The organism is Pseudoalteromonas sp. G4 (assembly GCF_028875915.1).
Taxonomy (GTDB): Bacteria; Pseudomonadota; Gammaproteobacteria; order Enterobacterales; family Alteromonadaceae; genus Pseudoalteromonas.
The window spans coordinates 14,489-38,981 of the sequence record NZ_JAPEHW010000017.1 but is presented as its reverse complement, the minus strand read 5'-3'; the positions used below and the strand labels follow the sequence as shown (position 1 = coordinate 38,981).

Annotated in this window: 20 protein-coding genes and 1 pseudogene; 11 read left to right on the top strand and 10 right to left on the bottom strand. The window is 38.1% G+C overall.

All coding sequences use genetic code 11. The features are described from left to right. Nucleotides 1-8: 8 nt before the first annotated feature. A complete protein-coding gene (gene cspE, locus ON073_RS07755; protein WP_274761311.1) occupies nucleotides 9-221 on the bottom strand; it encodes a transcription antiterminator/RNA stability regulator CspE in 213 nt (70 codons plus the stop codon). Nucleotides 222-644: 423 nt separating this feature from the next. Here cspE and kynA point away from each other — a divergent pair, with 423 nt between their 5' ends. The 3 genes from kynA (at nucleotide 645) to ON073_RS07740 (ending at nucleotide 4,461) form a co-directional block, all read left to right on the top strand. Next, a complete protein-coding gene (kynA, locus tag ON073_RS07750; RefSeq protein ID WP_274761310.1) occupies nucleotides 645-1,490 on the top strand; it encodes a tryptophan 2,3-dioxygenase in 846 nt (281 codons plus the stop codon). 11 nt (nucleotides 1,491-1,501) lie between these two features. Continuing rightward, the gene (locus ON073_RS07745) at nucleotides 1,502-2,677 is read left to right on the top strand and encodes a kynureninase (RefSeq protein WP_274761308.1); all 1,176 of its coding nucleotides are present in this window, start codon (nucleotides 1,502-1,504) and stop codon (nucleotides 2,675-2,677) included. 299 nt (nucleotides 2,678-2,976) lie between these two features. Then, nucleotides 2,977-4,461, top strand: a complete 1,485-nt coding sequence (locus tag ON073_RS07740) for a DUF3360 family protein (RefSeq protein WP_274761307.1) — start codon at nucleotides 2,977-2,979, stop codon at nucleotides 4,459-4,461. Nucleotides 4,462-4,476: 15 nt separating this feature from the next. Here ON073_RS07740 and ON073_RS07735 read toward each other — a convergent pair whose 3' ends face one another. Then, nucleotides 4,477-5,490, bottom strand: coding sequence for an AraC family transcriptional regulator (locus ON073_RS07735; RefSeq protein WP_274761306.1), 1,014 nt, complete (start codon nucleotides 5,488-5,490; stop codon nucleotides 4,477-4,479). Beyond that, the gene (locus ON073_RS07730; protein ID WP_274761305.1) at nucleotides 5,490-6,392 is read right to left on the bottom strand and encodes a GGDEF domain-containing protein; all 903 of its coding nucleotides are present in this window, start codon (nucleotides 6,390-6,392) and stop codon (nucleotides 5,490-5,492) included. The genes ON073_RS07735 and ON073_RS07730 overlap by 1 nt, the downstream gene beginning before the upstream one ends. A gap of 324 nt (nucleotides 6,393-6,716) precedes the next feature. On the opposite strand from ON073_RS07730, the gene ON073_RS07725 reads away from it, so the two are divergent. Further along, the gene (locus ON073_RS07725; RefSeq protein WP_274761304.1) at nucleotides 6,717-9,500 is read left to right on the top strand and encodes a TonB-dependent receptor; all 2,784 of its coding nucleotides are present in this window, start codon (nucleotides 6,717-6,719) and stop codon (nucleotides 9,498-9,500) included. 38 nt (nucleotides 9,501-9,538) lie between these two features. After that, entirely contained in the window at nucleotides 9,539-10,810 is a 1,272-nt protein-coding gene (locus ON073_RS07720; RefSeq protein ID WP_274761303.1) for a metallophosphoesterase, read from the top strand. Between the two features lie 94 nt (nucleotides 10,811-10,904). Here the strand turns inward: ON073_RS07720 and ON073_RS07715 are convergent, their stop codons facing one another. The 3 genes from ON073_RS07715 to ON073_RS07705 form a co-directional block, all read right to left on the bottom strand. Further along, nucleotides 10,905-11,732 carry a hypothetical protein gene (locus ON073_RS07715; RefSeq protein ID WP_274761302.1) on the bottom strand — a complete coding sequence of 276 codons (828 nt, stop codon included), beginning with the start codon at nucleotides 11,730-11,732 and terminating at the stop codon, nucleotides 10,905-10,907. Nucleotides 11,733-11,983: 251 nt separating this feature from the next. Continuing rightward, on the bottom strand, nucleotides 11,984-12,793 hold the full coding sequence (gene ppsR, locus ON073_RS07710; RefSeq protein ID WP_274761301.1) for a posphoenolpyruvate synthetase regulatory kinase/phosphorylase PpsR: 810 nt from the start codon (nucleotides 12,791-12,793) through the stop codon (nucleotides 11,984-11,986). A 132-nt stretch (nucleotides 12,794-12,925) separates the two neighbouring features. After that, nucleotides 12,926-13,993: a hypothetical protein gene (locus ON073_RS07705; RefSeq protein WP_274761300.1), complete on the bottom strand. Its 1,068-nt coding sequence runs from the start codon at nucleotides 13,991-13,993 to the stop codon at nucleotides 12,926-12,928. 513 nt (nucleotides 13,994-14,506) lie between these two features. On the opposite strand from ON073_RS07705, the gene ppsA reads away from it, so the two are divergent. Continuing rightward, nucleotides 14,507-16,876, top strand: a complete 2,370-nt coding sequence (ppsA, locus tag ON073_RS07700; protein ID WP_274761299.1) for a phosphoenolpyruvate synthase — start codon at nucleotides 14,507-14,509, stop codon at nucleotides 16,874-16,876. A gap of 84 nt (nucleotides 16,877-16,960) precedes the next feature. Here ppsA and ON073_RS07695 read toward each other — a convergent pair whose 3' ends face one another. Continuing rightward, nucleotides 16,961-17,374, bottom strand: coding sequence for a pilin (locus ON073_RS07695; protein WP_274761298.1), 414 nt, complete (start codon nucleotides 17,372-17,374; stop codon nucleotides 16,961-16,963). Between the two features lie 322 nt (nucleotides 17,375-17,696). Between ON073_RS07695 and tnpA the strand changes: the two are divergent. Then, nucleotides 17,697-18,089: pseudogene (tnpA, locus tag ON073_RS07690) on the top strand (IS200/IS605 family transposase). A gap of 76 nt (nucleotides 18,090-18,165) precedes the next feature. Here tnpA and ykgO read toward each other — a convergent pair. Next, nucleotides 18,166-18,309 carry a type B 50S ribosomal protein L36 gene (gene ykgO / locus ON073_RS07685; RefSeq protein WP_274761297.1) on the bottom strand — a complete coding sequence of 48 codons (144 nt, stop codon included), beginning with the start codon at nucleotides 18,307-18,309 and terminating at the stop codon, nucleotides 18,166-18,168. Next, nucleotides 18,309-18,560, bottom strand: a complete 252-nt coding sequence (locus ON073_RS07680) for a type B 50S ribosomal protein L31 (protein ID WP_274761296.1) — start codon at nucleotides 18,558-18,560, stop codon at nucleotides 18,309-18,311. Before ON073_RS07680 ends, ykgO begins: the two co-directional genes overlap by 1 nt. A 102-nt stretch (nucleotides 18,561-18,662) precedes the next feature. Here ON073_RS07680 and ON073_RS07675 point away from each other — a divergent pair, with 102 nt between their 5' ends. Further along, on the top strand, nucleotides 18,663-19,307 hold the full coding sequence (locus ON073_RS07675) for an HAD family hydrolase (protein WP_274761295.1): 645 nt from the start codon (nucleotides 18,663-18,665) through the stop codon (nucleotides 19,305-19,307). On the opposite strand, the gene ON073_RS07670 is transcribed toward ON073_RS07675, so the two are convergent. Next, nucleotides 19,304-19,516, bottom strand: coding sequence for a PGPGW domain-containing protein (locus ON073_RS07670; RefSeq protein WP_274761294.1), 213 nt, complete (start codon nucleotides 19,514-19,516; stop codon nucleotides 19,304-19,306). The genes ON073_RS07675 and ON073_RS07670 overlap by 4 nt on opposite strands. 169 nt (nucleotides 19,517-19,685) lie before the next feature. Between ON073_RS07670 and ydiJ the strand changes: the two genes are divergently transcribed. The 3 genes from ydiJ to ON073_RS07655 all read left to right on the top strand — a co-directional run bounded on the left by ydiJ (nucleotide 19,686) and on the right by ON073_RS07655 (nucleotide 24,481). Further along, nucleotides 19,686-22,727 carry a D-2-hydroxyglutarate dehydrogenase YdiJ gene (gene ydiJ, locus ON073_RS07665; protein ID WP_274761293.1) on the top strand — a complete coding sequence of 1,014 codons (3,042 nt, stop codon included), beginning with the start codon at nucleotides 19,686-19,688 and terminating at the stop codon, nucleotides 22,725-22,727. Between the two features lie 53 nt (nucleotides 22,728-22,780). Then, nucleotides 22,781-23,392, top strand: a complete 612-nt coding sequence (locus ON073_RS07660) for an arylesterase (RefSeq protein ID WP_274761292.1) — start codon at nucleotides 22,781-22,783, stop codon at nucleotides 23,390-23,392. Nucleotides 23,393-23,512: 120 nt separating this feature from the next. After that, the gene (locus ON073_RS07655; RefSeq protein ID WP_274761291.1) at nucleotides 23,513-24,481 is read left to right on the top strand and encodes an acetoacetate decarboxylase; all 969 of its coding nucleotides are present in this window, start codon (nucleotides 23,513-23,515) and stop codon (nucleotides 24,479-24,481) included. The last annotated feature ends 12 nt before the right edge of the window (nucleotides 24,482-24,493 follow it).

Sequence of the window (24,493 nt, the reverse complement as noted above, 5' to 3'; positions counted from 1 at the left end):
GTGACTAATTAAAGTACTACAACGTTCGCAGCTTGAAGACCTTTTTGGCCGTCTTCAACTTCGAAAGCTACCGCTTGACCTTCAGTAAGCGTTTTGAAGCCTTCTGATTGGATTGCACGGAAATGTACGAATACGTCTTTGCCGCCATCGTTTTGTGAAATAAAGCCAAAACCTTTTGACTCGTCAAACCATTTTACTACGCCATTTACTTTGTTAGACATAATTTTTACCTTTTATAAAAGTGTTTATTGTGGTGAATATCACCGCCGAGCTTAATTTATATTTCAGCTAATATCGCATCTAGCTTCTATGTACAACTTTCAAAAAGGAGTAAACAGGAATAACGCAGTAATAGGGATTGATCTATGTTTTAAGCGTTTTGAATATTAGCGCTTTAGCTGGGTTTTGTCTAGTAAATTCACGGGATAAAAGGTCTGATTAGTTGAAATGACAAATAAAAGTATACACTTTACACAAGTGTCATTGAAATCTTACAAGTTCATTAGCTAAAGAATGTAAGCTTCACTGACAGCAAGCAAAAATAATGCTCTAATAGCTGAGTTATCTAAGTTATTCTCTTGGGTTATATAAAGTGGCGTGAGCATAACAACACGCTACACTAATAATAAATTTTGGAGCTTCTAATGACTTGCCCACATCATAACTTTCGTGAGTTAGAAAAAGACATTCACACAGATTTTAAAGACGATATGTCATACGGTGATTATTTGCAATTATCGCAGGTGTTATCCGCACAAAAACCACTTTCTGATCAGCATGATGAGATGTTGTTTATTGTTATTCACCAATCAAGTGAGCTGTGGTTAAAACTGGCAGGGCACGAACTTAGTGCCGCAATTACTAATTTAAATAATGGCGATTTTGGTCATGCATTTAAAGTAATTTCGCGTGTTAAGCAAATTTTTAATCAACTCACACAATCTTGGAATATTCTTTCTACGTTAACGCCTGTTGATTATCTTAAGTTTAGAGACGCATTAGGTCACTCTTCAGGATTTCAATCATACGGCTATCGAAAGTTAGAGTTTTTGCTAGGCAACAAAAATCACAGTTTATTAAAAGTGCATGAAAATGATGAAGTAGTGCACAGTGAATTATCAACCATTTTAAATGCGCCAAGTTTATATGATGTGACCATCAGTATTTTACAAAAACATGGCCTTAATATTGACGCTAGCCATTTAAGTCGCGATGTCAGTTTACCTTACCAAAGCAATAATTCGGTGCTTAACGCATGGCTTGAAGTATATAAAGATGCTGATAAATATTTTGAGTTATATGAACTTGCCGAAAAACTGGTAGATATAGAAGACAGTTTCCAACAATGGCGCTTCAAACATATGTATACAGTGCAGCGCATTATTGGCAATAAGGTTGGCACGGGCGGCTCATCTGGCGTTGCCTTTTTGAAAAAAGCGCTTGATATTAGTTTCTTCCCTGAGCTTTTTGAACTTAGAACCAAGCTTTAAGAGAAATAAAAATGAAAGCAGAACAACTACAACCTTATTACTCAGAATTTGATGTAAGCAACCGAATTTTATTATCTGGGCATTCCCATCAAGCATGGCCTAATGTTGCAAAAGATGGCCTTTTAGCGTGTTTTAGCGATGCTGCAAAACACATTGATGATAAATGGGGCGCAGCGTTTGAAAAAGCTGAGATCGTTCGAGATTTTTATCGTGATTTGGTGGGTGAGACAAATGCTCAGATTGCTTTAGGACAATCAACGCATGAGCTTATCCTGCGTTTTTTATCAGATTTAGCGTGTTTTAAAAGCAAAAAGAATTCACCGATTAAAATTGTTACGACCAATGGTGAATTTCATTCAATGCGAAGACAGTTAGACAGGTTGAAAGATCTCAATATTCAAATCAATGTTGTTGATACTCACCCTGCAGAGACCTTAGCAGAACGACTGATACATGAACTAGACGAAACTACCGATGCAGTAATGGTATCAGCCGTTTTTTTTGCGTCTAGTCGTATTTTTCATGGAGTAGGCGATGTGGCAATTGCGGCTAAAAGCTTAGCAATTCCGTGTTTAGTTGATGCTTATCATGCACTTAATGTAATCCCATTTAATCTTTATGATTGGCGTTTAGACAGCGCATTTATCGTCGGTGGAGGCTATAAATATTGCCAAGCAGGTGAGGGAAATTGTTTTATGCGTATTCCAACAGGGTATAATGGCAGCCCGATTATTACAGGTTGGTTTGCTGAATTTGAAAGTTTAGATCAAGCACCAGGTAAAGTTGGTTATGGTAAAGGGCAAGCAGCATTTTCCGGTTCAACATACGATCCTGTAAGCCACTATCGTGCAGCATCGGTTTTTACGTTTTTTAAAGAACATAATTTAACGGCCGAAGTTTTGTCTAACGTGAACAAAGGGCAAATTGCGCGTTTATGGCATGGCATTGAATACATGGATTTACCAGATAACGTTTTATCTGTTCCAAGTCATTCAATAAACGATAATGCTGGGTTCTTATCACTTACAACTAAACAAGCTGCGAAGTGGGTGAAAATGCTCGCAGAGCATGGCATTCAAACAGACAGTCGCGGTGATCAGCTAAGGCTTGGGCCTGCACCTTATGTAACTGACGAGCAAATTGATGAAGCGCTCAGTTGCATTAAGCTCATTGCAAAAGATTTTTAACGTTTTCTTTTACAATAAGGCCAATACGCTGAACACTTATTGGCCTTTTTTGTGCGCTATTAGACTAAAAGATAAAGAGTTAAAAACAACCAGTTTAAATAGTGAGCATCATATCTAACCCTTTAAAATAAAGGGCTATCTCATTATTGGTTATAATATTGTCTATAAACCAATCGATATTAGCTGATTTATAAATTACTACTCGACTTATTGCTTAGTCTCAAGCTGAACTGACTACGTTACCCTGTTTTCATTACCAATTTAACATCCGTAATTTAACATCCGTAGTAGGAGATGTAATGACAACAGCAAAATCCAACAAAGATGATGTAACAGCTCAAAGTTATGAATCCCTCCATAAACCAAGTAGTGAATTTAACAGCCGCGATGAGTACCTCGAACATGAGTTACAAATTATGCAGCCTAAACGCTGGCGACCTAATTTACCGTTTCGGGATTATCGCTTCGAATTAGAAGATACTATTCCAGCCATGGCAGGAACGATTGGTAAAGTGGTTATGGTTGGTGCAATTGCAGCAACATTTGCAGGGCCTCTTGGGCTAAGCGATAGCTTTATCTTGGAGAATGTGCGCTATGAATTACTTTTAGTTTCCATTTTCATTTTATTGTTTTCAGGCTTTTTCTTACCAACAGCAAATTTAGCGGGCACACATGGCCCTCTGATCCCATTAATCCCCATCGTTGTTGCTGCGGGTGGTCACCCAATGGCTTTTGGTTTATTAATTGGTGCGTTTGGTTTATTGCTGGCAATAAGTAAAGGCGGCAGTGTCTTAGCAGGATTAACCAGTCGTGGTGTATGTGGTGGTTTATTACTTTACTTAGGTTTTATAGGCACCACCTCACAGGTCAAAAAACTGTTTGCTTGGGCAGAAGGCATAAATATGGAGCATATTGCCTTTATTATCATTTTTACCACTATTTTACTTTATGCGTTATTAGAGCATTTTAAAAAGCGTTGGCTTGCAGTACCCTTAAGTTGCTTACTTGGTGGTGGTTTGGCATTTGCATTAGGTGCACCATTTGAATTCAAAACTGGCCCTGGTTTACCAAATATGGATCCGATGTATTGGTGGGGAGAAAATACGGGGTGGATGCTTGGTTTACCCACATTAGAAAGTTTTATTGTGGTATTGCCATTTGCTGTGCTCGCCGTTGCGATGTGGTCGCCGGATTTCTTAGGTCACCAAGTGTTTCAAAAAATTAGTTACCCAGAGCGCACTGAAAAAGTACAAATGAATATTGACGATACTATGTTAAGTGCCTCTGTTAGACAGACCTTTGGCTCACTAATGGGCGGTGCTAATTTTACATCATCGTGGGGTACATACATTGTGCCTGCTGCGATTGCAAAAAGGCCTATTCCGGCAGGCGCCATTTTAACAGCGGTATTTTGTATTATTGCAGGCCTTTGGGGTTACCCTATGGATTTAGCAATCTGGCAGCCAGTATTGTGTGTTGCACTAATTGTTGGTGTATTTATTCCATTGCTTGAAGCTGGTATGGAAATGACCCGTGAAGGTAAAACAACACAGTCAGCAGCTATCGTGGTATTTTCCTCAGCGCTTGTGAATCCAGCGTTTGGTTGGTCACTGACCATGCTATTAGACAACTTAGGATTAATCGGCTGTAAAGAACGTAGCAAGGAACTAACATCAATGAATCGCTGGATTATTCCAATGATCATGTTTGTTGTTTTAACCGGTGTAATGGCGCTGGTAGGTTTATTACCTGGGCTCCCAGCAATTATGCCTAGTTTCCGCTAAGTTAAGCACCTTAAGTTATTTCGCCAAACGAAGTTCGTTTGGCGTCTTTCCCGTCCATCGTTTAAACATTCTACGAAAATTAGTTAAATCACTTATTGCAAGCTTATCCGAAAGCGTTTGATTAGATGCAGATGTGTGCATTAGGTGAAATAACGTTGCATGCTTTTGAGCTAAATCTTTTTCATATTTAAAGTTAGTATTATGTTGTTTTAATTTTCTTTTGAATGTTGCTGTACTTAACGAAAAATAGTCCGAAGCCGATTCCAAAGTAGTGGTTGGCTGCTCTGTAATAAGCTTTGCAAGTTGGCTCAATAAGCTTTGCGCCTTACAAGTCTTTTTTAAATTTTGCAACGCTTGTTGGCGCATTAGTTTGCAACTACTTTGCTGATTTGCATTTAATGAATCTGATTTTAAAGTGATTAAAAACAACGGCTTTGAAAAAGCTACTGGGCATTTTATGTAGGCAAAATATTGCTCATAATGCGCGGGTTTGGTAAACGGTAATTCTATGGTGATTTCACAATCCGGAAAGCGCCAATTAAGGTAACTACTTAATTTACTGATCAATATTTCTATGAAAAATCGTTCGCTAAACTCAGAGCTGTGTTTTACACCATGACTAATAACAAAATGGGTTTTATCGCCAACAACAAACTTATCAAACTTACAGTAAGGGAAAAAAGACACAGCGTAGAGCGATATAATACGAATAGCCTGATTTAAACTACTGGCATTGATAAGCGCTGTTTTGATCGGAGTGTGATTTTGATAAAAGAAATTTTTGCCAATTTGAAAACTAAACTCATTGTAAGGCAGTAGTGAAAACACATTTTCAACGGTTGTATCTATCTGATCAAAGCTCACGGTTAAATGGTTATTTAAAAGGTCCTCGTAGCTTAACCCTGTTCCTTTTAATATTTTACTCGGCAAAACACCTTGTAATTGTGCCATAGATACTAATGGAAGTAGCACGCCAGTACAGGGAATAACAGCGTTATTACACTCAAAAAAAGCCTTATTGCGCTCCATTAGGCCGCCTTCTTTTGTACTTCTAAACAACGATTTAGGCGCTGTAGTAAGTTGTCGACATTATCCCCTTGTTCAACTTGTATTGTTGTGTGATTGATATCACTGTAAGTTGACGAAGAGTTTAAGTATAAAACGTGTTGCCTAATCATATTGGCGATATGTTGATTGATAAGATGACTTTGGCATAGTTGTGTATTTGGCATTAACACAATAAATAAGTCGCCAGCGTAGCGACAAACTAAGTCCGATTTACGAATGTTAACTTGTATCAAGCTCCCAATATCACTGAGAAGCGAGTTAGCAGCTTCTACACCATGCTCTCTAAGGTAAACATCAAACGCTTTTATATCGATTAAACTAAGGCAAAAAGGAGTGTTGTCATTGTTGAAATGATAAAGCTCAGATTGAATTTGTTTTTTCATATAACTAGCTGAGTAGAGACCAGTTACAAAATCATAAAAGCTGTGTTCACGATAGAATCTTTCACTTTTAATAAGTCGATTATTAATGATGTGTTGTTCACGGTGCCAATAAACTAATGCAAAACTCATAATAATCAAACCAAGTACAGCAGGTATTGCTTCTATCCGTGACATCCATTGGAAATCGGATTTATAGCGATAAAATTCATCAAGTACATCCAGTAACATTGAAAAGTGCACCATCATAATGCCGATAAATAACAGCAAGGTAAGTTTGCCTTTCGGACGGGTATGCAGTGTCACAAGTAACCAACAAAGCGTAATTAACGCAATACCACCTTCACCGATAACATCTAACCACTTTATATCATCAAATGGCTTAAGATTGCTCAATAAAGCAACCGTCAAAATAATCACCGTAAAGCTTGTAATAAATAAGGCAAAAAGGGTGCGATGGAGTTTGATAATGTTGGATTTCATAGTTACTAATAAGGTTTTTCTATTTATTGTTGATGAATTTTTCTGTTCTTCACAGGGTTAAAATAGCTCATCAAACTCATCATTTTTATGACAATTAAACTTCAATAGGCATTTGTTTGGGTTTTTAATACTACCATTCGGGGTTAAAACAGCTCATCTCGGTCCTTATATCTCATATAACTCAATGTTTAAGCTAAGTTACTAGAACCATTGAAATATTTTTTTCATATAAGGCTTGTAGGGTGACGCAGTCAATTTAGTGCCGGGTAGAGATCGCGCCACTAAAAACTGGCTTTAAATCTTAACCCCTGAAAGAGAATTAAAATGGAAAGCAATAAACCGTCAGTATTTAAACGCAGTCAACTTGCGTTTGCAGTCATTGCCGCTTGTTTATCGAATCAAGTGATGGCAAACACCCTCTCTGGTCTCATCAGTGACGTAAACCAAAAAGTTTACTTTGAAGGTGCTAAAGTTGAATTAAAAGAACTAAATAAAGGTGTTGTGTCATCACGCGATGGCAGTTATTCATTTAATAATGTCCCAGCAGGCGAATATACGTTAGTTGTTTCTTATGTGGGTGCTCAACCACAAGCTCTAATGGTCAAAATAGATGCTGATTTAGAGCAGAATATTAAGCTTGCGTCTGCAAATAATTTAATTGAAGACATGATAGTGGTTGGTACACGCGCAGGACAAGCAGGCGCGATTAACCGTCAGAAAAATGCACTCAGTATTAAGTCAATTGTTAGCAGTGATTCAATTGGGCAATTACCTGACCAAAATGCAGCAGAGGCATTACAGCGTTTACCCGGTATGTTTATTCAGCGGGATCAGGGTGAAGGACGTTTTGTAGGTATTCGAGGCATCGACCCTAACTTAAATAATGTGACGATTAATGGCGCAAATGTACCGTCTCCTGAGGCGGGCGTGCGCAGCGTGGCTATGGATGTTATTCCAAGTGAACTGGTGCAAAGTTTAGAAGTAAGTAAAAGTGTAACGCCAGATATGGACGCAAGTGCTGTGGGTGGTTCGATTGATGTTAAAAGTTTAAGTGCATTTGATAGAGAAGGGCGAAGCTATAGTGCAACATTTCAAGGTTCATACAATGAGCAAGTAAGTGAAGCGAGTCCTAAGTTATCGGCAAGTTTTACTGATGTTTATGAATTTGAAAATGGCAGTGAACTTGGCTTAGCAACGGCATTTAGTTGGTTTGAAAGAAAGTTCGGCTCTCATAATTCGGAAGTAGATGGCGGCTTTGGAGAAATCTCGGTAGAAGGGCAAAACTCGGGAGATGATGTTGACTTTTTCGGTGCGGAAGAAATTGAACAACGCCATTATTTAATTACGCGTGAAAGACTCGGTGCGGCCTTAAATTTAGACTTTAGAACAAATGCACATTCTGAATATTACCTACGCACACTTTGGAGTGAATTTTCAGATGATGAATTTAGACTGCGCAATGAATACAAGTTTGCTAAAGGCCAAGTGCTTGAAGACAGTATTACAAGTTCATCAGCAACTTTTATAAATGCGGATATGGACCGAGACACCAAAGACAGATTTGAGCAACAACAAATCTTATCGGTAGTGTTAGGCGGTAAAAATCAACTTAATGATTGGTTATTAGAGTACGATTTAGGCTATTCCAAATCGAATGAAAAAGAGCCTAACCGTATCGATGCTGACTTTAAAGGTGAAGGGTTTGCGCTTGGTTATAACAGTACAGCAAATGCACCTGATTTGGCTCACTCTGAAGCTGCGCATGATCTCACAAATTTTGAATTAGATGAGATTGTTAATGAGAATAACCTATCGGAAGACAGTGCTACCAGCTTCAAAGTTGACGTTAGTAAAGATTTTGTTTGGCAAAATCACAATGGCGAACTGAAATTTGGTACTAAATATCAAACACGTGAGAAAACAAATAACGTTAACTCCATTGTGTATGACGGTGGATTTGGTGATGTTTTGGCGTCTCAATTTGAAAGTGCTGAACCAGATTACAGCTTAGGCGCATTTGGACCGGGGCTTTCAAAACATGCATTGGCGCAGTTTGTAAAAACCAATAAACAGCAATTCGAAATCAACCGAATAGATACTGAGATTAACAGTTTTGGTCAAACTTACCAAAGTGAAGAAGATATCTTAGCGGCGTTTGCGATGGTAACGATGGATATTAATCAGTGGCATATTGTTGCGGGTGTAAGATACGAAGACACGTCATTTGCAACGGCAGGCAACCGTGTTGAATTGACTGTTGATGAAATAAACGATGATGAAACTGTTTCTATAGCGCCTTGGACGGTAGAACAAGACTACAACCACTTTTTGCCAAGCTTAAATATTAAATATGATTTCTCTGAAAAATTAATTACCCGTTTTGCCTACACAAATACCATTGCAAGGCCGACATTTGGCGACAGCGCAGCATATCAATTAATCGAAACTGAGATTGTAAGTGATGATGGTGAAATAACTACAGAGCGAAAAGCTGAAGTGGGAAATCCAGATTTGAAACCTTATGAGTCGATGAATTTGGATGCGTCTATTGAATATTACCCAGGCAATATCGGTGTGATGTCAGCAGGGATCTTTTTTAAAGACATTAAAAACTTTATCGTTATGGCTGAAGTGCAAGATACACCTGCATGGCAAGGCTTTGATGAAGTGATCCAGCCAATTAATGGTGGTTCAGCACAATTAACAGGGATAGAACTCGCTTGGACCAAAAACTTCAAAAACGGATTGATGTTTTCTACCAATGGTACATTTATAAATGCCGACGACAAATTGCCTAATCAGTCAGATACTGTTGCAAATATGATGTTTGGCTATGAATCTGCAAAATTCAGCGCGCGTATCAGTGCAAGCTATAAAAGTGAATCATATCAATATGAGTTAGCTGATGCTGCCGTTTTTGAAGACGCACATAACCAATTTGATTTTAGTGCCAAATATTACATAAATGAACAAAGCCAAGTGTACTTTAATGCAATCAATATAACCGATGAACCTTTTTACTTATATCACGGTAGCGAAAAGTACAGCTTACAGTATGAAACGTATGGTCGTTCATTTGAACTCGGTTTTACATTTACATCATTTTAAGAAGAGGTGCCGCTGAGTAACCTCAGCGGCTTTTTTATATGAAAACAAAGCATATTCTTTTAAATTTGGTTTTATCTGTTGTACTTACACCTTGTTTTGCCGCCGATAAAATTTCTTTTTTAGCATTTGGAGACGGTGGTTATCACCCAAATTATCCAAAGCAAAAGCATATTGATAAGCCGAAAACAAAGGCTGAATTTATTGCTGCAGAAAAAGCTGATTGGCAAGCAGAACATCGTCCAATGTCTGACTTTGGTCATGCACCTATTTATATTTATCCAGGCACTAGCATTGCAACAGAAGATACAGGCGCAACAAGTGTCGGCTTGGCTATGGCGACATTATGCAAATCGGTTAATTGTGATTTTGGTATCCAGCTAGGAGATAACATTTATCCTGATGGTGCTGACGCGAACGATGGCAAGGATGATCAAAAACGAATGAATGATTTAATTCTTGCACCGTTACAACCTTTATTTAAACAAGTTCCCAATATGGTTGTTTACTCAGCACTCGGTAATCATGACTGGAAAACCTCACGTAAAGGCGTTGCCTTACAAACTGCATGGATGGCAGAACAACCTAATTTTCATATGGATAAAAAAGGTTATTATAGCTACAAGCAAGGTACACCTGGGAACGATGTCGAGTTTTTTGTTCTCGATACTAATATGCTGCTCTCTGGCCAACATTACTATGAAATACCTTTAGCCAAAGATGGAAGCGAACAGGGGCTTGCAACAGCTCTGGCATCTGGCGAGGCAAAAATTGAAGAAATCGAAAACCATGAAGTACCTTTAAATGGTGAAGATCATAAGCAATTGGCTTGGCTTGCAAATGGTTTAAAACAATCAACAGCCAAATGGAAGATTGTCTATGGCCACCATGTTTTGTGGTCAATTGGCGGTACAAAATACGATGAAGCACATGTTTTAAGACGCTTAATCTTACCTGAGCTGTGTGAGTATGCTGATGCTTATATTGCAGGTCATGAACATGATTTAGAGCTTTTAACAGATGATTGCTCACGCGTAAGCACAGTGAAAAAACTACCCTTACCACTGATTATTAGCGGTGCAGCTTCAAAAATGCGTGGTATCCATCGTGGGTTAGCAGATTATCAAGAAAAACAATATGATGAATATGACTTACTTTGGCATAAAGCCTTTACTTGGGGTTTTGCACATATTGAAATTGATAATAAAACTGATCAATTACACGTTAATTTCTACTCAACACCGACAAATAAAAGCGGCGAGCCGATTAAAGAAACATCTTTTAGTTTTAAACATCGAAGTACAAAAAACTAGCTTGTTAAAGTGTTTTCTAAAAGTGCATTCAAGTTACCTAAGCAGAACCTAATAACCTACTTGAGTGGATATAAGATTTTAACAATTGAACTTATTAGCCTTCATTAAGAGGCATCTGGTTATCTGCATTAATGATGGTGTATTTGCTCTTATCAATAAAAAAGCCGGCTTGCGTATATGCGCGAGTAATTGCATTACTTTTACGTAACTGCGTAAGCCCTTTTTCAATTGCGATATATGCTTCTTTGCCCAGCGGATGGTTGCGGCTAATCACAAAATGACGGCTGTCTTTTAATTCAACAGCGACATTGGGTAAAGGTACTAGGTTAATTTTATCAAGTGTAAAGCGCTTATCTGGCGTAGAGTGAAAAGGCATTAGCATAAAGTCGACCCAACCAGAATTTACCATTCGCGCCATGCTGATCCACTCATGTTCTATTACTAATTCCTTTAAAGGCAATGCTGAAAGGGTATTCCAATCGGTTCGCCATTTAGGGGTAGAGACTGCACTTAACCTTTTAAAATCAGCAAGCTTATTTAATTTAAGCTTATTTTCACGGCCAGATTGGGTGTAAATCCCAGCAATATATTCTCCACGACGAATAAGCGGTTTAGAAATAAATAAGAAATTCGCTTTGGCATGTGCATCCGTTAACCAATAGGAGTCAAAACTAATGAGTAGTTTGCCGGTTTCGAGCATGCGGGTATTACGAAAATTTACTTTGCCGGGGATATAATTAAATTGATAGTTAAATCCACCTAACTTTAAGGCTTGTTGGGCGATTATCATATCGACTACATCACGGCGAATGGCTTTACCAGAAAAATCATCAATACTTGTGACATCGCGATTGTTAACAAAAGTGGTGTAATCTTTATAAACGTCATCACGAATATAGATATCAATTACGTTGGCCTGCAACGAGAAACAACTAAATAAATTGAAAATAAAAAAAACCACAAAACAGCGCATGATATCTCACTATTAACCTTAATAAAATCCTTATATATCTGAGTCCTAGATTAAATATGACACAATTTGATATAAATAGATAATTCAAAACTATCTAACTTATACGAATGTAGTCACATTAAGTTTAGTGTACTTCAGCACAAATGATGAATTGCCTAAATTGATCTTAACCATTTAGGCATTTTCAATAAGTAGTGGGATTAATACTTACGGCGCTCAAGGCCTGTTTCTGCCAAAATCTTTGCTGAGATTTCTTCCACCGAAAAATGCGTTGAGCTTAAATGTGGAATTTTATTCTTTTTATACAGCATTTCGGCTTCACGTACTTCTAGTCGACATTGTCTTAAAGAGGCATATTTACTATTGGCCATCCGCTCGTTGCGAATTGCAGCTAAGCGTTCTGGGTTAATAGTTAAACCAAATAACTTACTTTTATGATTTTGCAGAGCACTTGGCAAACGCATCATATCTAAATCGTCTTCTGTAAGCGGGTAATTTGCGGCTTTTATGCCATATTGAAGCGCTAAATATAAGCTGGTGGGTGTTTTACCACTTCGGCTAACACCAACTAGGATAATATCTGCTTCATCGTAGTCTTTTAAGTTGCTGCCATCGTCGTTGGCTAGTGCATAGTTAACCGCATCGATTCTGAAATCGTAGCTTTTTTCATGTATTGAGTGGGTTCGATGTGTACGGGGTACAGGGTTAACACCAATGGTGTCTTTTACTTGTCCGCTGTAAGCAGTTAAAAAATCAAAACACTGGCCTTGTGACGATAAAATAATATCGCTTAACTGTGGATCAACAAAGGTAAAAAACACTAACGGCTTTTCACCACTAAGTTTAAATGCTTTATCAATTTCGAGTTTGACTTCATATGCTTTTTGCTCTGTTTCAACAAACGGAATTGTGATGTGTTTAAATTCTACAGGAAATAACGACAAGGTAGCATGACCAAATACTTCGCTGGTAATTGCTGTACCGTCAGATATATAAAATGCGCTGCGCATAAATAGCACCTATTTGTGAGAGATAAGCTATCAAAACAAATATCACTCAGTAGCTCAATAAAAAGCGCTGTAATTTATGTTTTATTTGATTTAGCTAAAAGCCCAGTTGGCTTTTAGCTAATTTGAAAAGGGTTAAGAGCTCACTTCAGGCACTTGCCATGTTTGTACAACGGTTGGCGAAATTAGACGCGCAATAAGCTTTGGCAGTACTTTCACAATCACAAATAAAGCAAGTAGCGTACTTAAAATTGATTTACCAAGAAAGAACATAACACCCGCGCAAATACCTGCTAAGACTAACCAAGGTAATACCGCCATAAAACGTGATTTTTTGTTTGTGGTATGAATAAGGTGCTGCGGTAACAAAGCCTTTATTTGGTCTAAAGCATGATGTTTAACCGCTTGGTTTAAAAACTCAATACTGTGAGCAGACTCACCGACACTAATTGAAAGCAGATCGCTGTTATGTTTGCTTGTGACTTCTGTGATTTCAGCGAGGGGTATTGTAACTACCTTAGGCTTTTTGATTAAAGACACTAATTCATCAAACGTACTTTGTTTTTGATACGCATTTTGCACTTTACTCACTTCGTTTTTATCAAATTTGACAGAAATTAGTTGATTGTCCGCAAGCCAAATTAGATAAAAGTCATCAATATCTAACCAAGAGTTACTGTTGTAAAAACCCTCAGGTAATGCATTTGCGGCTTCTCTAACAAAAATAACAGACAAAATATAGTATAAGAAAAGGCATGCAGGAGTTGTGAAAATACCTACTTTCACTGCGTAACCTAAAAAATTGTTACTGGCCTTAGCTTCATCAACATTCGCTTTAAGGTCAAAGTGTTCACCACTTTGCGATACGATGACATCTATGGGATCATCAACTGCTAACGAATTATATAAAGAGTACTTAATTTCACTGATTTCTTCATATGATTCACCGTCAATATCAACACGGTATTGAACGTAATAAAGAGTTTCACTGCGTTTTCTACCTTTTCGAGTACGATATTCCTCTTCTTCGCTATTTAAACTTACTACTGTGCCTACAACTGGGTAACTGTTATTTGTCCAAGCTAATAAGCCATTGTGAATTTTGCCATAATATTGACTAGCAAAATATGTGATGATTAAAAATATAAATAGGCTGATGCCCTGCACAATCAATTTGCGCTTTTGACCAGGGGAGCGTTTCATTTGCATTCCTTGTTTTAGTTAACTTTTGCGAATGAGATTTCAACTACAGGGGAGGTAAACCACAAGGCTATTCCTTAGCCTTAAAATCCATTTCATATAAAATCATAATTTATTAAATATTTTGTTACAAGTTTCGAATTTAGAAACGGCAAATTAGATAGGTAAGCCATATTAAAAAACTTCTATCTTATACAAAAAAGTTAAAATGAATTGCTTTATGCTTATTTTCTAAATGGCACCGGTGTCACTAGCATAAAAATTCACTAAATCCGAATTTACGCACAATACATTTTAAAATTAGGCTATTTGTCCTTGATTTTGCAAGGGTTAGCTGCTTTACCTCTGTAAGTCATCTATGTAAACTTATGCTCGCTTGTTGAATAGAACTGTTAATTTCTGCTACCCGTTCAAGTTTATCGCAGGTGTAATTGGCGTTCACATTTAGCAACTTGTTGTTATCTAAACTAGGATTAGATAACACTCTCTCACAACCTTTGCTTATGGAGAATTTCCGTGCAATATATACTTTGGTATCAAGAACTTGGTATGAGCGATGTACCACGAGTTGGTGGTAAAAACGCATCTCTTGGTGAAATGATTTCTAATCTTGCAAGCGCAGGTGTTACCGTTCCTGGTGGCTTTGCAACGACGTCTGAAGCGTTTAATGAATTTCTTGACCAGTCTGGTCTTAACAACAAAATCCACGATGTGCTTGATAAGCTCGATGTAGATGATGTAAACGAATTAGCTCGCGTAGGTGCTGAAATTCGTCAATGGATCATTGATACACCATTCCAAAGTAATCTAGACACAGCAATTCGTGAAGCGTATTCACAGCTTCATGGTGATGCAAATCAAGACGTTTCATTTGCTGTACGTTCTTCAGCAACCGCAGAAGATATGCCGGATGCGTCGTTTGCAGGTCAACAGGAAACATTCTTAAATGTACGTGGCATAGACGCAGTGATGGTAGCGATTAAGCATGTATTTGCGTCATTATTTAATGACCGTGCTATCTCTTACCGTGTTCACCAAGGCTATGATCACCGTGGCGTAGCGCTTTCTGCAGGTATTCAACGCATGGTGCGTTCTGATAAAGCCTCATCAGGTGTAATGTTTAGTATTGATACCGAATCAGGCTTTGAAGATGTGGTTTTCATTACTTCAAGCTATGGTCTTGGCGAAATGGTCGTGCAAGGTGCGGTTAATCCTGATGAATTCTATGTTCATAAGCCAACACTTGCGGCGAATCGTCCAGCGGTTGTTCGCCGTACCCTTGGTTCAAAAGCAGTTGAGATGATTTACTCAAGCGATGAATCACATGGCAAGCAAGTTGAAGTTGTTGATATTGAAGAGGCGCGTTCAAACAAGTTTTCAATTACTGACGAAGAAGTGATGGAACTTGCGAAACAAGCTGTAATTATTGAAAAACATTACGGTCGTCCAATGGATATTGAATGGGCTAAAGACGGTAATGACGGTAAATTATACATAGTACAAGCACGTCCAGAGACGGTTCGTTCTAATGAAGATGCAAATGTAATGGAGCGTTTCCAGCTTAATGGTTCATCAAGCGTATTATGTGAAGGCCGTGCTATAGGTCATAAAATCGGTAAAGGTGTTGTACGCGTCCTTAACTCGATTGATGAGATGGACAAAGTACAGCAAGGCGATGTGCTGGTAACTGATATGACAGACCCAGATTGGGAACCAATCATGAAACGTGCAGCGGCAATCGTAACCAACCGTGGTGGTCGTACTTGTCATGCTGCAATTATTGCACGTGAATTAGGAATTCCGGCAGTTGTTGGTTGTGGCAATGCTACAGACACAATCGAAAACAACGCAGAAGTAACGGTATCGTGTGCTGAAGGTGACACGGGTTACATTTATCAAGGCCTTCTTGATTATGAAGTATTAACATCTCGTGTAGATGAAATGCCTGAATTACCAATGAAAATTATGATGAATGTAGGTAACCCAGACAGAGCATTTGACTTTGCCCGTTTACCGCATGCAGGTATTGGTTTAGCACGTCTTGAATTTATTATTAACCGCATGATTGGTGTTCACCCGAAAGCATTAATTAACTATGAAGCACAATCAGATGACGTTAAATCTGAAATTGATTTTATGATGGCGGGTTATAAAACGCCGGTTGAATTCTATATCAGCAAACTTGTTGAAGGTATTTCAACCCTAGGCGCTGCTTTTGCACCAGAGCGCGTGATTGTTCGTATGTCTGATTTTAAATCTAACGAATACGCTAACCTTGTTGGCGGTGAGCAGTACGAACCTGAAGAAGAGAACCCAATGATTGGTTTCCGCGGTGCTTCACGTTATATCTCTGAAGATTTCCGCGATTGTTTTGCCTTAGAGTGTGAAGCAATTAAGCGCGTTCGTAACGAAATGGGCTTAACCAATGTTGAAATTATGATCCCATTTGTTCGTACACTTGAAGAAGCAGCTCGTGTGATTGAATTACTTGAAGAGCATGGCTTAAAGCGTGGTGAGAATGGCCTTAAAGTAATTATGATGTGTGAACTACCATCTAATGCATTGCTTGCCGATGAATTCTTAGAATATTTCGACGGTTTCTCTATTGGCTCAAACGACTTAACACAGTTAACGTTAGGTCTTGACCGTGACTCTGGTTTGATTGCCCATTTATTTGATGAGCGAAACCCAGCAATCAAGAAGCTACTAGAAATGGCGATTCAAACCGCTAAAGCAAAAGGTAAGTATGTGGGCATTTGTGGTCAAGGACCATCAGATCACGAAGATTTTGCAGCTTGGTTGGTTGAACAAGGTATCGACTCAGTATCACTTAACCCTGATACCGTGCTTGAAACTTGGTTATACCTTGGCGAAAAACATGCATAAATTACTTAGAAACAGTTCCTTTAACTGATATGTCATCAGTATAAAGCTGACAAAACAAAAGGCGCTTAATGCGCCTTTTTTTCATTAAGGTTGAGAGCAACTTCCGGTTATATATTTTTTTGGTGCGTCAGTTACACACTCCCAAGTGTTGTCTGCTTGCCGATTAAGATAAATAATTTTGCCTGTTATATCAGATGGACCACCTTGAATCGTACAAGATAGCGTTCCAATTCCAGCTGTAATTGTTACAGTAGTTGCGCAATGATTACTTAGACTTGCTAAGCCGATTTCTGCTGGTTGTGTAATAGATTGTGTTCCGTCATTGGTTAGTATGTTTGTTTGAGTTTTTCCTGGAGATACTTCCGCAAGAGCAGAACTAAATTTAGCTCTAGCAAGATAATCACTGTAAGATGGTATTGCTAGGCTTGCCAATATACCAATGATAGCAATGGCAATCATTACCTCGATTAATGTGAAACCAGATTGGATAATTTTCATTAGTGCTCTACTTAAAGTTGATCAAATTATCATTTATTAACAATAATGATAAAGCTAATTTACAATAGTTTTAAACACTATTTTTGGTTATAGGCAAACTTTATGTCAATTTAAGATTAAATGATTTGGTTGATAGTGTGAATTGTACTTAAAATGGCGCTTAATGCGCCTTTTTTCATTTTTGGCCCTAAACCACCTACTTCAGTAGGTGGTTATCATCATCTAGGTCTTGCCTGAAAAAATACTCATGTTAATTTCTTACTTGATTTTTAGCGAAGTCATATAAGGAAAAAACAAGAGTTGATACGAGAAAGCATCGCATGTGTATTGGAGATGTCAATATCACATAGTTTGGACACCGAAGTACAGGTTCAGAATATTGAAGAATAAAGCAGGCAGAGATGTGTACAGGTGCATACATATTTATTGTAAATAGTTAGGGTGCAAAGTTGTAGAGCTGAATGTGCAAGTCGATCATGTTCATTTGGTAGTGAAAATACCACCGAAGCTTTCGGTCTCGAAACTAATAGGGGCTTTGAAAGGGAAGATAACATTAAAGCTATTTAGCAAATATCCATACTTAAGGTAAAATAAGCTATGGGGAAACCACTTTTGGCAGAGAGGCTATTTCATGGATACAGTAGGGATAAATGAAGAAATTATAAGGCGGTATGTAATGCATCAAGAAAAGGAAGAGATGCAAGAACAGGCATAGTTAACACTGCAGTAAACAACGCCCCCTTCAAGGGGCCTAATGCAAAGCCACCTTCTTTAGAAGGTGGATCTTTTACTTATTTCTTCTTTATACCTTTACCCTGAACGGCTTTAAAGCGCGGGTTTGATTTACAAATTACAAATAAGCGACCGCGACGTTTAACTATTTGGCAATCTGGGTGACGCTTTTTAGCGCTTTTTAATGAGCTTAGCACCTGCATTATTTGCTTCCTAACTTACCAAAACGTTTATTGAATTTTGCGATGCGACCATCAGATTGAGCAACGCGTTGCTTACCAGTATAAAAAGGGTGTGATGCACTTGAAACATCAATGGCAACATAAGGATAGGTCTTACCTTGATAATCAATGGTACGGTCAGTTTTGATTGTTGACCCAACTAAAAAGTAAGCATCTGCAGCGGTATCGTGGAAAACCACTTTTTCATAATCAGGGTGAATACCAGGTTTCATAATAACTCCAACTGTTACGTGATAATATAACAATAATATATTGTTATATTGTAACAATCAATCGTTGATGAGAATTATTCTCATAAAATTGAGATTGTCTTAATGAGTGAACCGAAATTACTGTTAGTATGTATAAAACAAGAAACTATCGATTTTTCTATGAAACATATTAAAGGCATTATTTTTGATTTAGATGGGACATTAGTTAGCTGTGATCTGTGTTTTAAAACCATGCGTGAAGCAATAGGGTGTCCGCTTGATGAAGATATTCTGGCGTTTGTAGACTCATTATCTGACGAACAACAAATAGTCGCTAACCAAACAATTCGTGATTTAGAGTTAAAAGATGCACACAGTGCTAATTGGATTAAAGGGGCAAAAGAGTTTGTTGCTTATTTAAATAGAAGTCAGCTTCCATTAGCAATTGTTACACGCAATAGTAAAGAGCCTAGCGACATCAAAATTAATAACAATAATATTGCTATCAAAACCATTATTACTCGCGATGACGCTCCAGCTAAACCCGATCCTACGGCACTTTTAAACCTGTCTAAAGAATGGCAGATTGCGCCAGACAATATTTTGTATATTGGGGATTACTTACACGATATTAATATTGCGAAAAATGCGGGGGCTTTGAGTGCGCTGTTTTGTGAGAACGAAATTCCAGATTACGCGCATCAAGCAGATTATGTTTTCACCTGTTATTTTGAATTACTAAATTTATTTAAAGAGGCCCATAGCTAACGTTTTGCCAGTTTTTTGTCTAAAAATTCGCACGATTTTTTTAACGCTGTTTGGCAATGGGCTAAATAGCGTCGTGCCCAAGGGTAGTAAAAAGCGAGTAAAAATAAGCCGGCAATAAAGAAGATAAGCGATGGTCCAGGCACAACCATAAATAGTAAACCTAATGCTAAAAATAAAACAGCAAATGTGTGATTTATCATTTTTTTCATATTGAATATTCCCGAGTGTTTTGTTGCACCAACACGATATTTATTCATAGTATAAAAAATTCGGTTTAGCATGCGAATAAATGATGTTACAAACTGTTAATATGAAACAATACTCGCCTTATTTCTTTGATATAATGGCGTTAACCCCTGTTCCCGTCACGAGCAAGTAATGATTGAAGTAATAGATCACAAAGATACCTTATCGCCTGTTGCCCAAGCGTTTTTAACAGAATTAAAAACAACAGCTTACGCAGGTGAAATTGATGTAAGCTACGCAACCCGCATTGTCACAGCTACAGATAACAGCATTTATCAAGCGCTGCCACAAGGCATTTTATTTCCAAAAAATAACAATGACATTCAGCTGATATTTACGGTGGCAAATAAGCCAGAATTTAAGCACATCAAATTCACCCCAAGGGGCGGTGGCACAGGAACAAATGGCCAATCATTAACCCATAGTATGGTGATTGATTTATCTCGCCATATGCGTGACATTCTAGAGATAAATGTCGATGAAAAGTGGGTGCGTGTTCAAACCGGCGTAATTAAAGATCAACTTAACGATTTTTTACGCCCCTATGGCTTCTTTTTTGCGCCAGATTTATCTACCAGTAACCGAGCTACCGTTGGCGGCATGATTAACACAGACGCATCAGGTCAAGGCTCGCTTGTTTATGGCAAAACATCAGATCACGTACTTGGTTTAAAAACCATGCTTGTAGATGGTACAGAGCTCGATACAGTACCTGTAAGCTTAGAAACAGCTAAAAGCTATGCGGCACAAGCCACATCGATAGGTGCAATCTATAAACAATTACTTGCAACGGGTGTAGAATTACGTGATGAAATTAAAGCAAAATTCCCGCGCCTTAATCGTTTTTTAACCGGTTATGACCTTGAAAATATTCTTGATGATGATTTAACTACGCTTGATGCCAGCCGAATAATCACAGGTTCGGAAGGATCGCTAGGCGTTGTTTGTGAAGCAAAACTAAATATTACGCCAATTGCTGAATTTAAAACGTTAATTAACATTAAATACGATAGTTTTGATTCAGCACTTCGCAACTCACCGTTTTTAGTGGCTGCCAATGCTACCTCAGTTGAAACTGTGGATAGCAGAGTACTTAATCTTGCTCGTGAAGATATTATTTGGCATTCAGTATCGAGTTTGATTGAAGACGTTCCTGGTAAAGATATGCAAGGCCTCAACATGGTTGAGTTCAACGCAACAGCACAAGCGGATATTGACGACAAGGTTAATGGTCTGCTTGCTAAACTTGATGCGTTAATGGCCAATAATGAAGCCGGTATTATTGGTTATCAGGTAACACATTCAAAAGCAGATATTCTTAAAATATATGCCATGCGTAAAAAAGCGGTTGGACTTTTAGGAAATGTAAAAGGGCGTGAAAAACCACTCGCATTCGCCGAAGATACTGCAGTGCCTCCTGAAGCGTTAGCCGATTTTATATCTGAATTCAGAGAATTACTTGATAGTCATAATCTTAATTACGGCATGTTTGGCCATGTTGATGCAGGGGTGCTTCATGTAAGGCCTGCACTTGATATGTGTGACCCCGCACAAGAAAAATTACTTCGTCACATTTCAGATGAAGTGGTAAAACTCACTGCTAAATACGGTGGTTTAATGTGGGGTGAACACGGCAAGGGCTATCGTAGTGAATATGGTCCGGAATTTTTTGGTGAAACACTTTTTACTGAACTTAGAAAGATTAAATCGGTATTTGATCCACTCAACCGTTTAAACCCAGGAAAAATTTGTACACCGCTTGAATCTAACGAGCAGCTTGTAAGTGTTGATGACACAAAGCGTGCCTATTTTGACAAACAAATTCCTATTGCAGTAAAAGAAAGTTTCGATAATGCAATGGGTTGTAATGGCAATGGTCTTTGCTATAACTATGACAGCCATTCATCTATGTGCCCTTCGTATAAAGTAACAAAAGACAGACGTTACTCGCCAAAAGGTCGCGCCAGTTTAATGCGTGAATGGCTCCGCCTACAAAGCGAGAAAAACGTTGATTTACTAGAAAGTGAAAAAGCGATTGCAAAAGGTGAAACTAAATCGTGGTGGGAAAAACGAATTTTCGCTAAACAAAAAGCAAAGGGTGCTTATGACTTTTCTCATGAAGTAAAAGAATCGATGGATGAGTGTTTGGCATGTAAAGCGTGTACTACAGCTTGCCCAATAAAAGTTGATGTACCGAACTTTAGAGCGCATTTTTTAAACCTTTATCACGCACGCTATAAACGTCCACTCAAAGATTATTTAGTTGCAAATATCGAGTCACAAGCGCCATTGCTAAGTAAAATTCACTTTATAGTTAACCCTATTCTTAAATTGGGTTTTGTTGAGCGGCTATTGAAAAATCAAGTGGGCTATGTTGATTCACCACTATTGAGCGACAATGCAATTATTAACCGTGTTTCAAAACAATATGCATTTAATTTTAACTATTTGAAAGCGTTAGATGAAACGCAAAAGCAACAAACGGTATTGATTGTACAAGACCCGTTTACCAGCTTTTATGAAGCTGAGCTTGTAGATGATTTTTGTCAGTTACTTGTTAAGCTTGGTAAAACCCCAGTGTTACTGCCGTTTAAACCAAACGGTAAACCACAACATGTAAAAGGCTTTTTAACTGAGTTTGCAAAAACAGCTAAAAATAGCGCTGCATTTTTAAATCAAGTTGCAGAACTTGATATTCCAATGGTTGGTTTAGATGCCTCTCTCGTAATGTGTTACCGCGATGAATATAAACAAGTGCTTGGTGAAAATCGAGGTGATTTCCATGTGTTACTCGCACACGAATGGTTTGAAACGCAAGAGTTTTCGCCATCAAACTTAGGCGAAAAAAATGCGTTTGTTTTACTCAACCACTGTACTGAAACAACCGCTATGCCAAATGCCAGTAAAGTATGGCAAAACGTGTTTGCTAGTTTTGGTTTAACACTCAAGGCTAAAGCAACAGGGTGTTGTGGTATGGCAGGTACTTATGGCCATGAAACGCAAAACCTTGAAAAATCGCGTGCGCTTTATGAAATGAGTTGGCAAGAAACAGTCGATAACACGCCAATTGAACAGCTTGTTGCCACTGGTTTTTCATGTCGTTCGCAAGTAAAGCGCTTTAATAACGGCAAAAAGCCAAAGCATCCTATTCAATTATTAAACGCGCTTTTGTAAAACATTGCGCTTATTGTGACTCACAATAAGCGCAGATCTCTGAGACTATTAGTATGAAGTTGTTAAATAAACTAAAGCATATCATTTTCTTGTTTTTAATATGTTTAAGTTTGTTTGGCTGTGGCAGCAAGGAAACCGTAACCATCGGGCGCGATTCTGTAATTGTTGCTTTTGGAGATAGCCTAACACAAGGCGTTGGTGTTTCTATTTCTGAAAGTTACCCATCTCAACTAGAAATATTACTCGGTGTAAAAGTGGTTAATAGTGGTATTTCTGGGCAAACGAGCCAGCAGGGCTTGGCTCGTATTAACACGGTACTGAATGAAAGCATGCCTGATGTGGTCATTATTTGTTATGGCGGAAATGATGTTCTGCAAAGAAAAAGTAAATCAGAGCTCACAAATAACTTACGGCAAATGATCCTAGCCGCTAAACAAAAAGGCATCGAGGTAATTTTGGTTGCTGTGCCTGATTTTGGTCTGCGTTTATCTCCCATGAATTTATATCGTCAATTAGCAAGTGCACACGATGTAGTTTTAATCGAAGATACGCTTGGTGACTTACTGTCAAATTCATCAATGAAATCAGATCGTGTGCATTTAAACGAGAAGGGATATAAGGCGCTTGCAACAAAGCTTGCAGAACACATCACCATCATTGAATAAATCATACCTAATTTATAAATTCATAATTCTTCATTAGTGCTTCTCGCTTTAACTTATTTATACTGCTATCAATAAGTTATTTAATTAACCTCGCTTTAGGTGCTTTCGAGAGGGAAGATAATGGCACACGATAAAGACCTACCAAATTTTATTCAATTTCCTGGCAATGTAATTGCCGAGCCGCCTTGCAGAATGCTTAATGCCAATCAATATGGCTTTTTTGTTAAAGGCAATATCGACAAAATTCAAAACTATATTGATACAACCCTTAACGCGGTTAAGTCAGACGATTTTCGTTTTAAAGCGTTAAGTGCCTACACATTGTTAACCTTCACTGATATTGAAAATATTGCATCGAAAGTGTCTCCGTTTAGTCAGCAAGGGTGGATGCAAGAAACCGATATTATATTTTGGTTACCAGTAGCCAAAATGGTTAACAAGCGTGGTAAAGAAAAAGTGGATCATATTTATTGGTATCCAGCATTTATCACAGTTAACAATATCTATGCATTAATTAATGGGCGTGAAACCTGGGGTTACAACAAGTACCTGTGTGACTACAAAATGCCAAGTATTGGTGAGATACCTGAGTATTTTGAATTAAGCCTTGATGCGTTTCAGCCATTTTCACCTAATACTAAAATGGCAAAACATAAACTGCTCGAAGTGAATTTAGTTGAGCAAGGTAGGGAACACCCTGTTAGTGATTTTGTTGAACTAGTTAAAGAAGCGTTTGAAATCCTAAAGTCCGATACTGATTTTTTTGACCTCGATTTAAATGCAATTAAACAGTTACTCGATGGTTTTGTTAATCCACAAATGGACCAAATATTATTTAAACAACTTCCTAACGGAGACGGTACTAAAGCAGTTTATCAAGGTGTTGTACATTCACCTTCGATTATTAAAAAGGTACACAGTGCCAAAATCTATAAGCATGAATTTGATGTGACAGTGTTTCAACTTGATACTTTTCCGCTTGGTGAGATGTTTGGCATTTACCCAGGCACCCATCGTGCCTTGTTACCATTTAATGTCGTGATGGATTTTGACCAAGAAAAAGCATTTGAAATTATAGCTAGGGATTAGAAAAGGACTTTA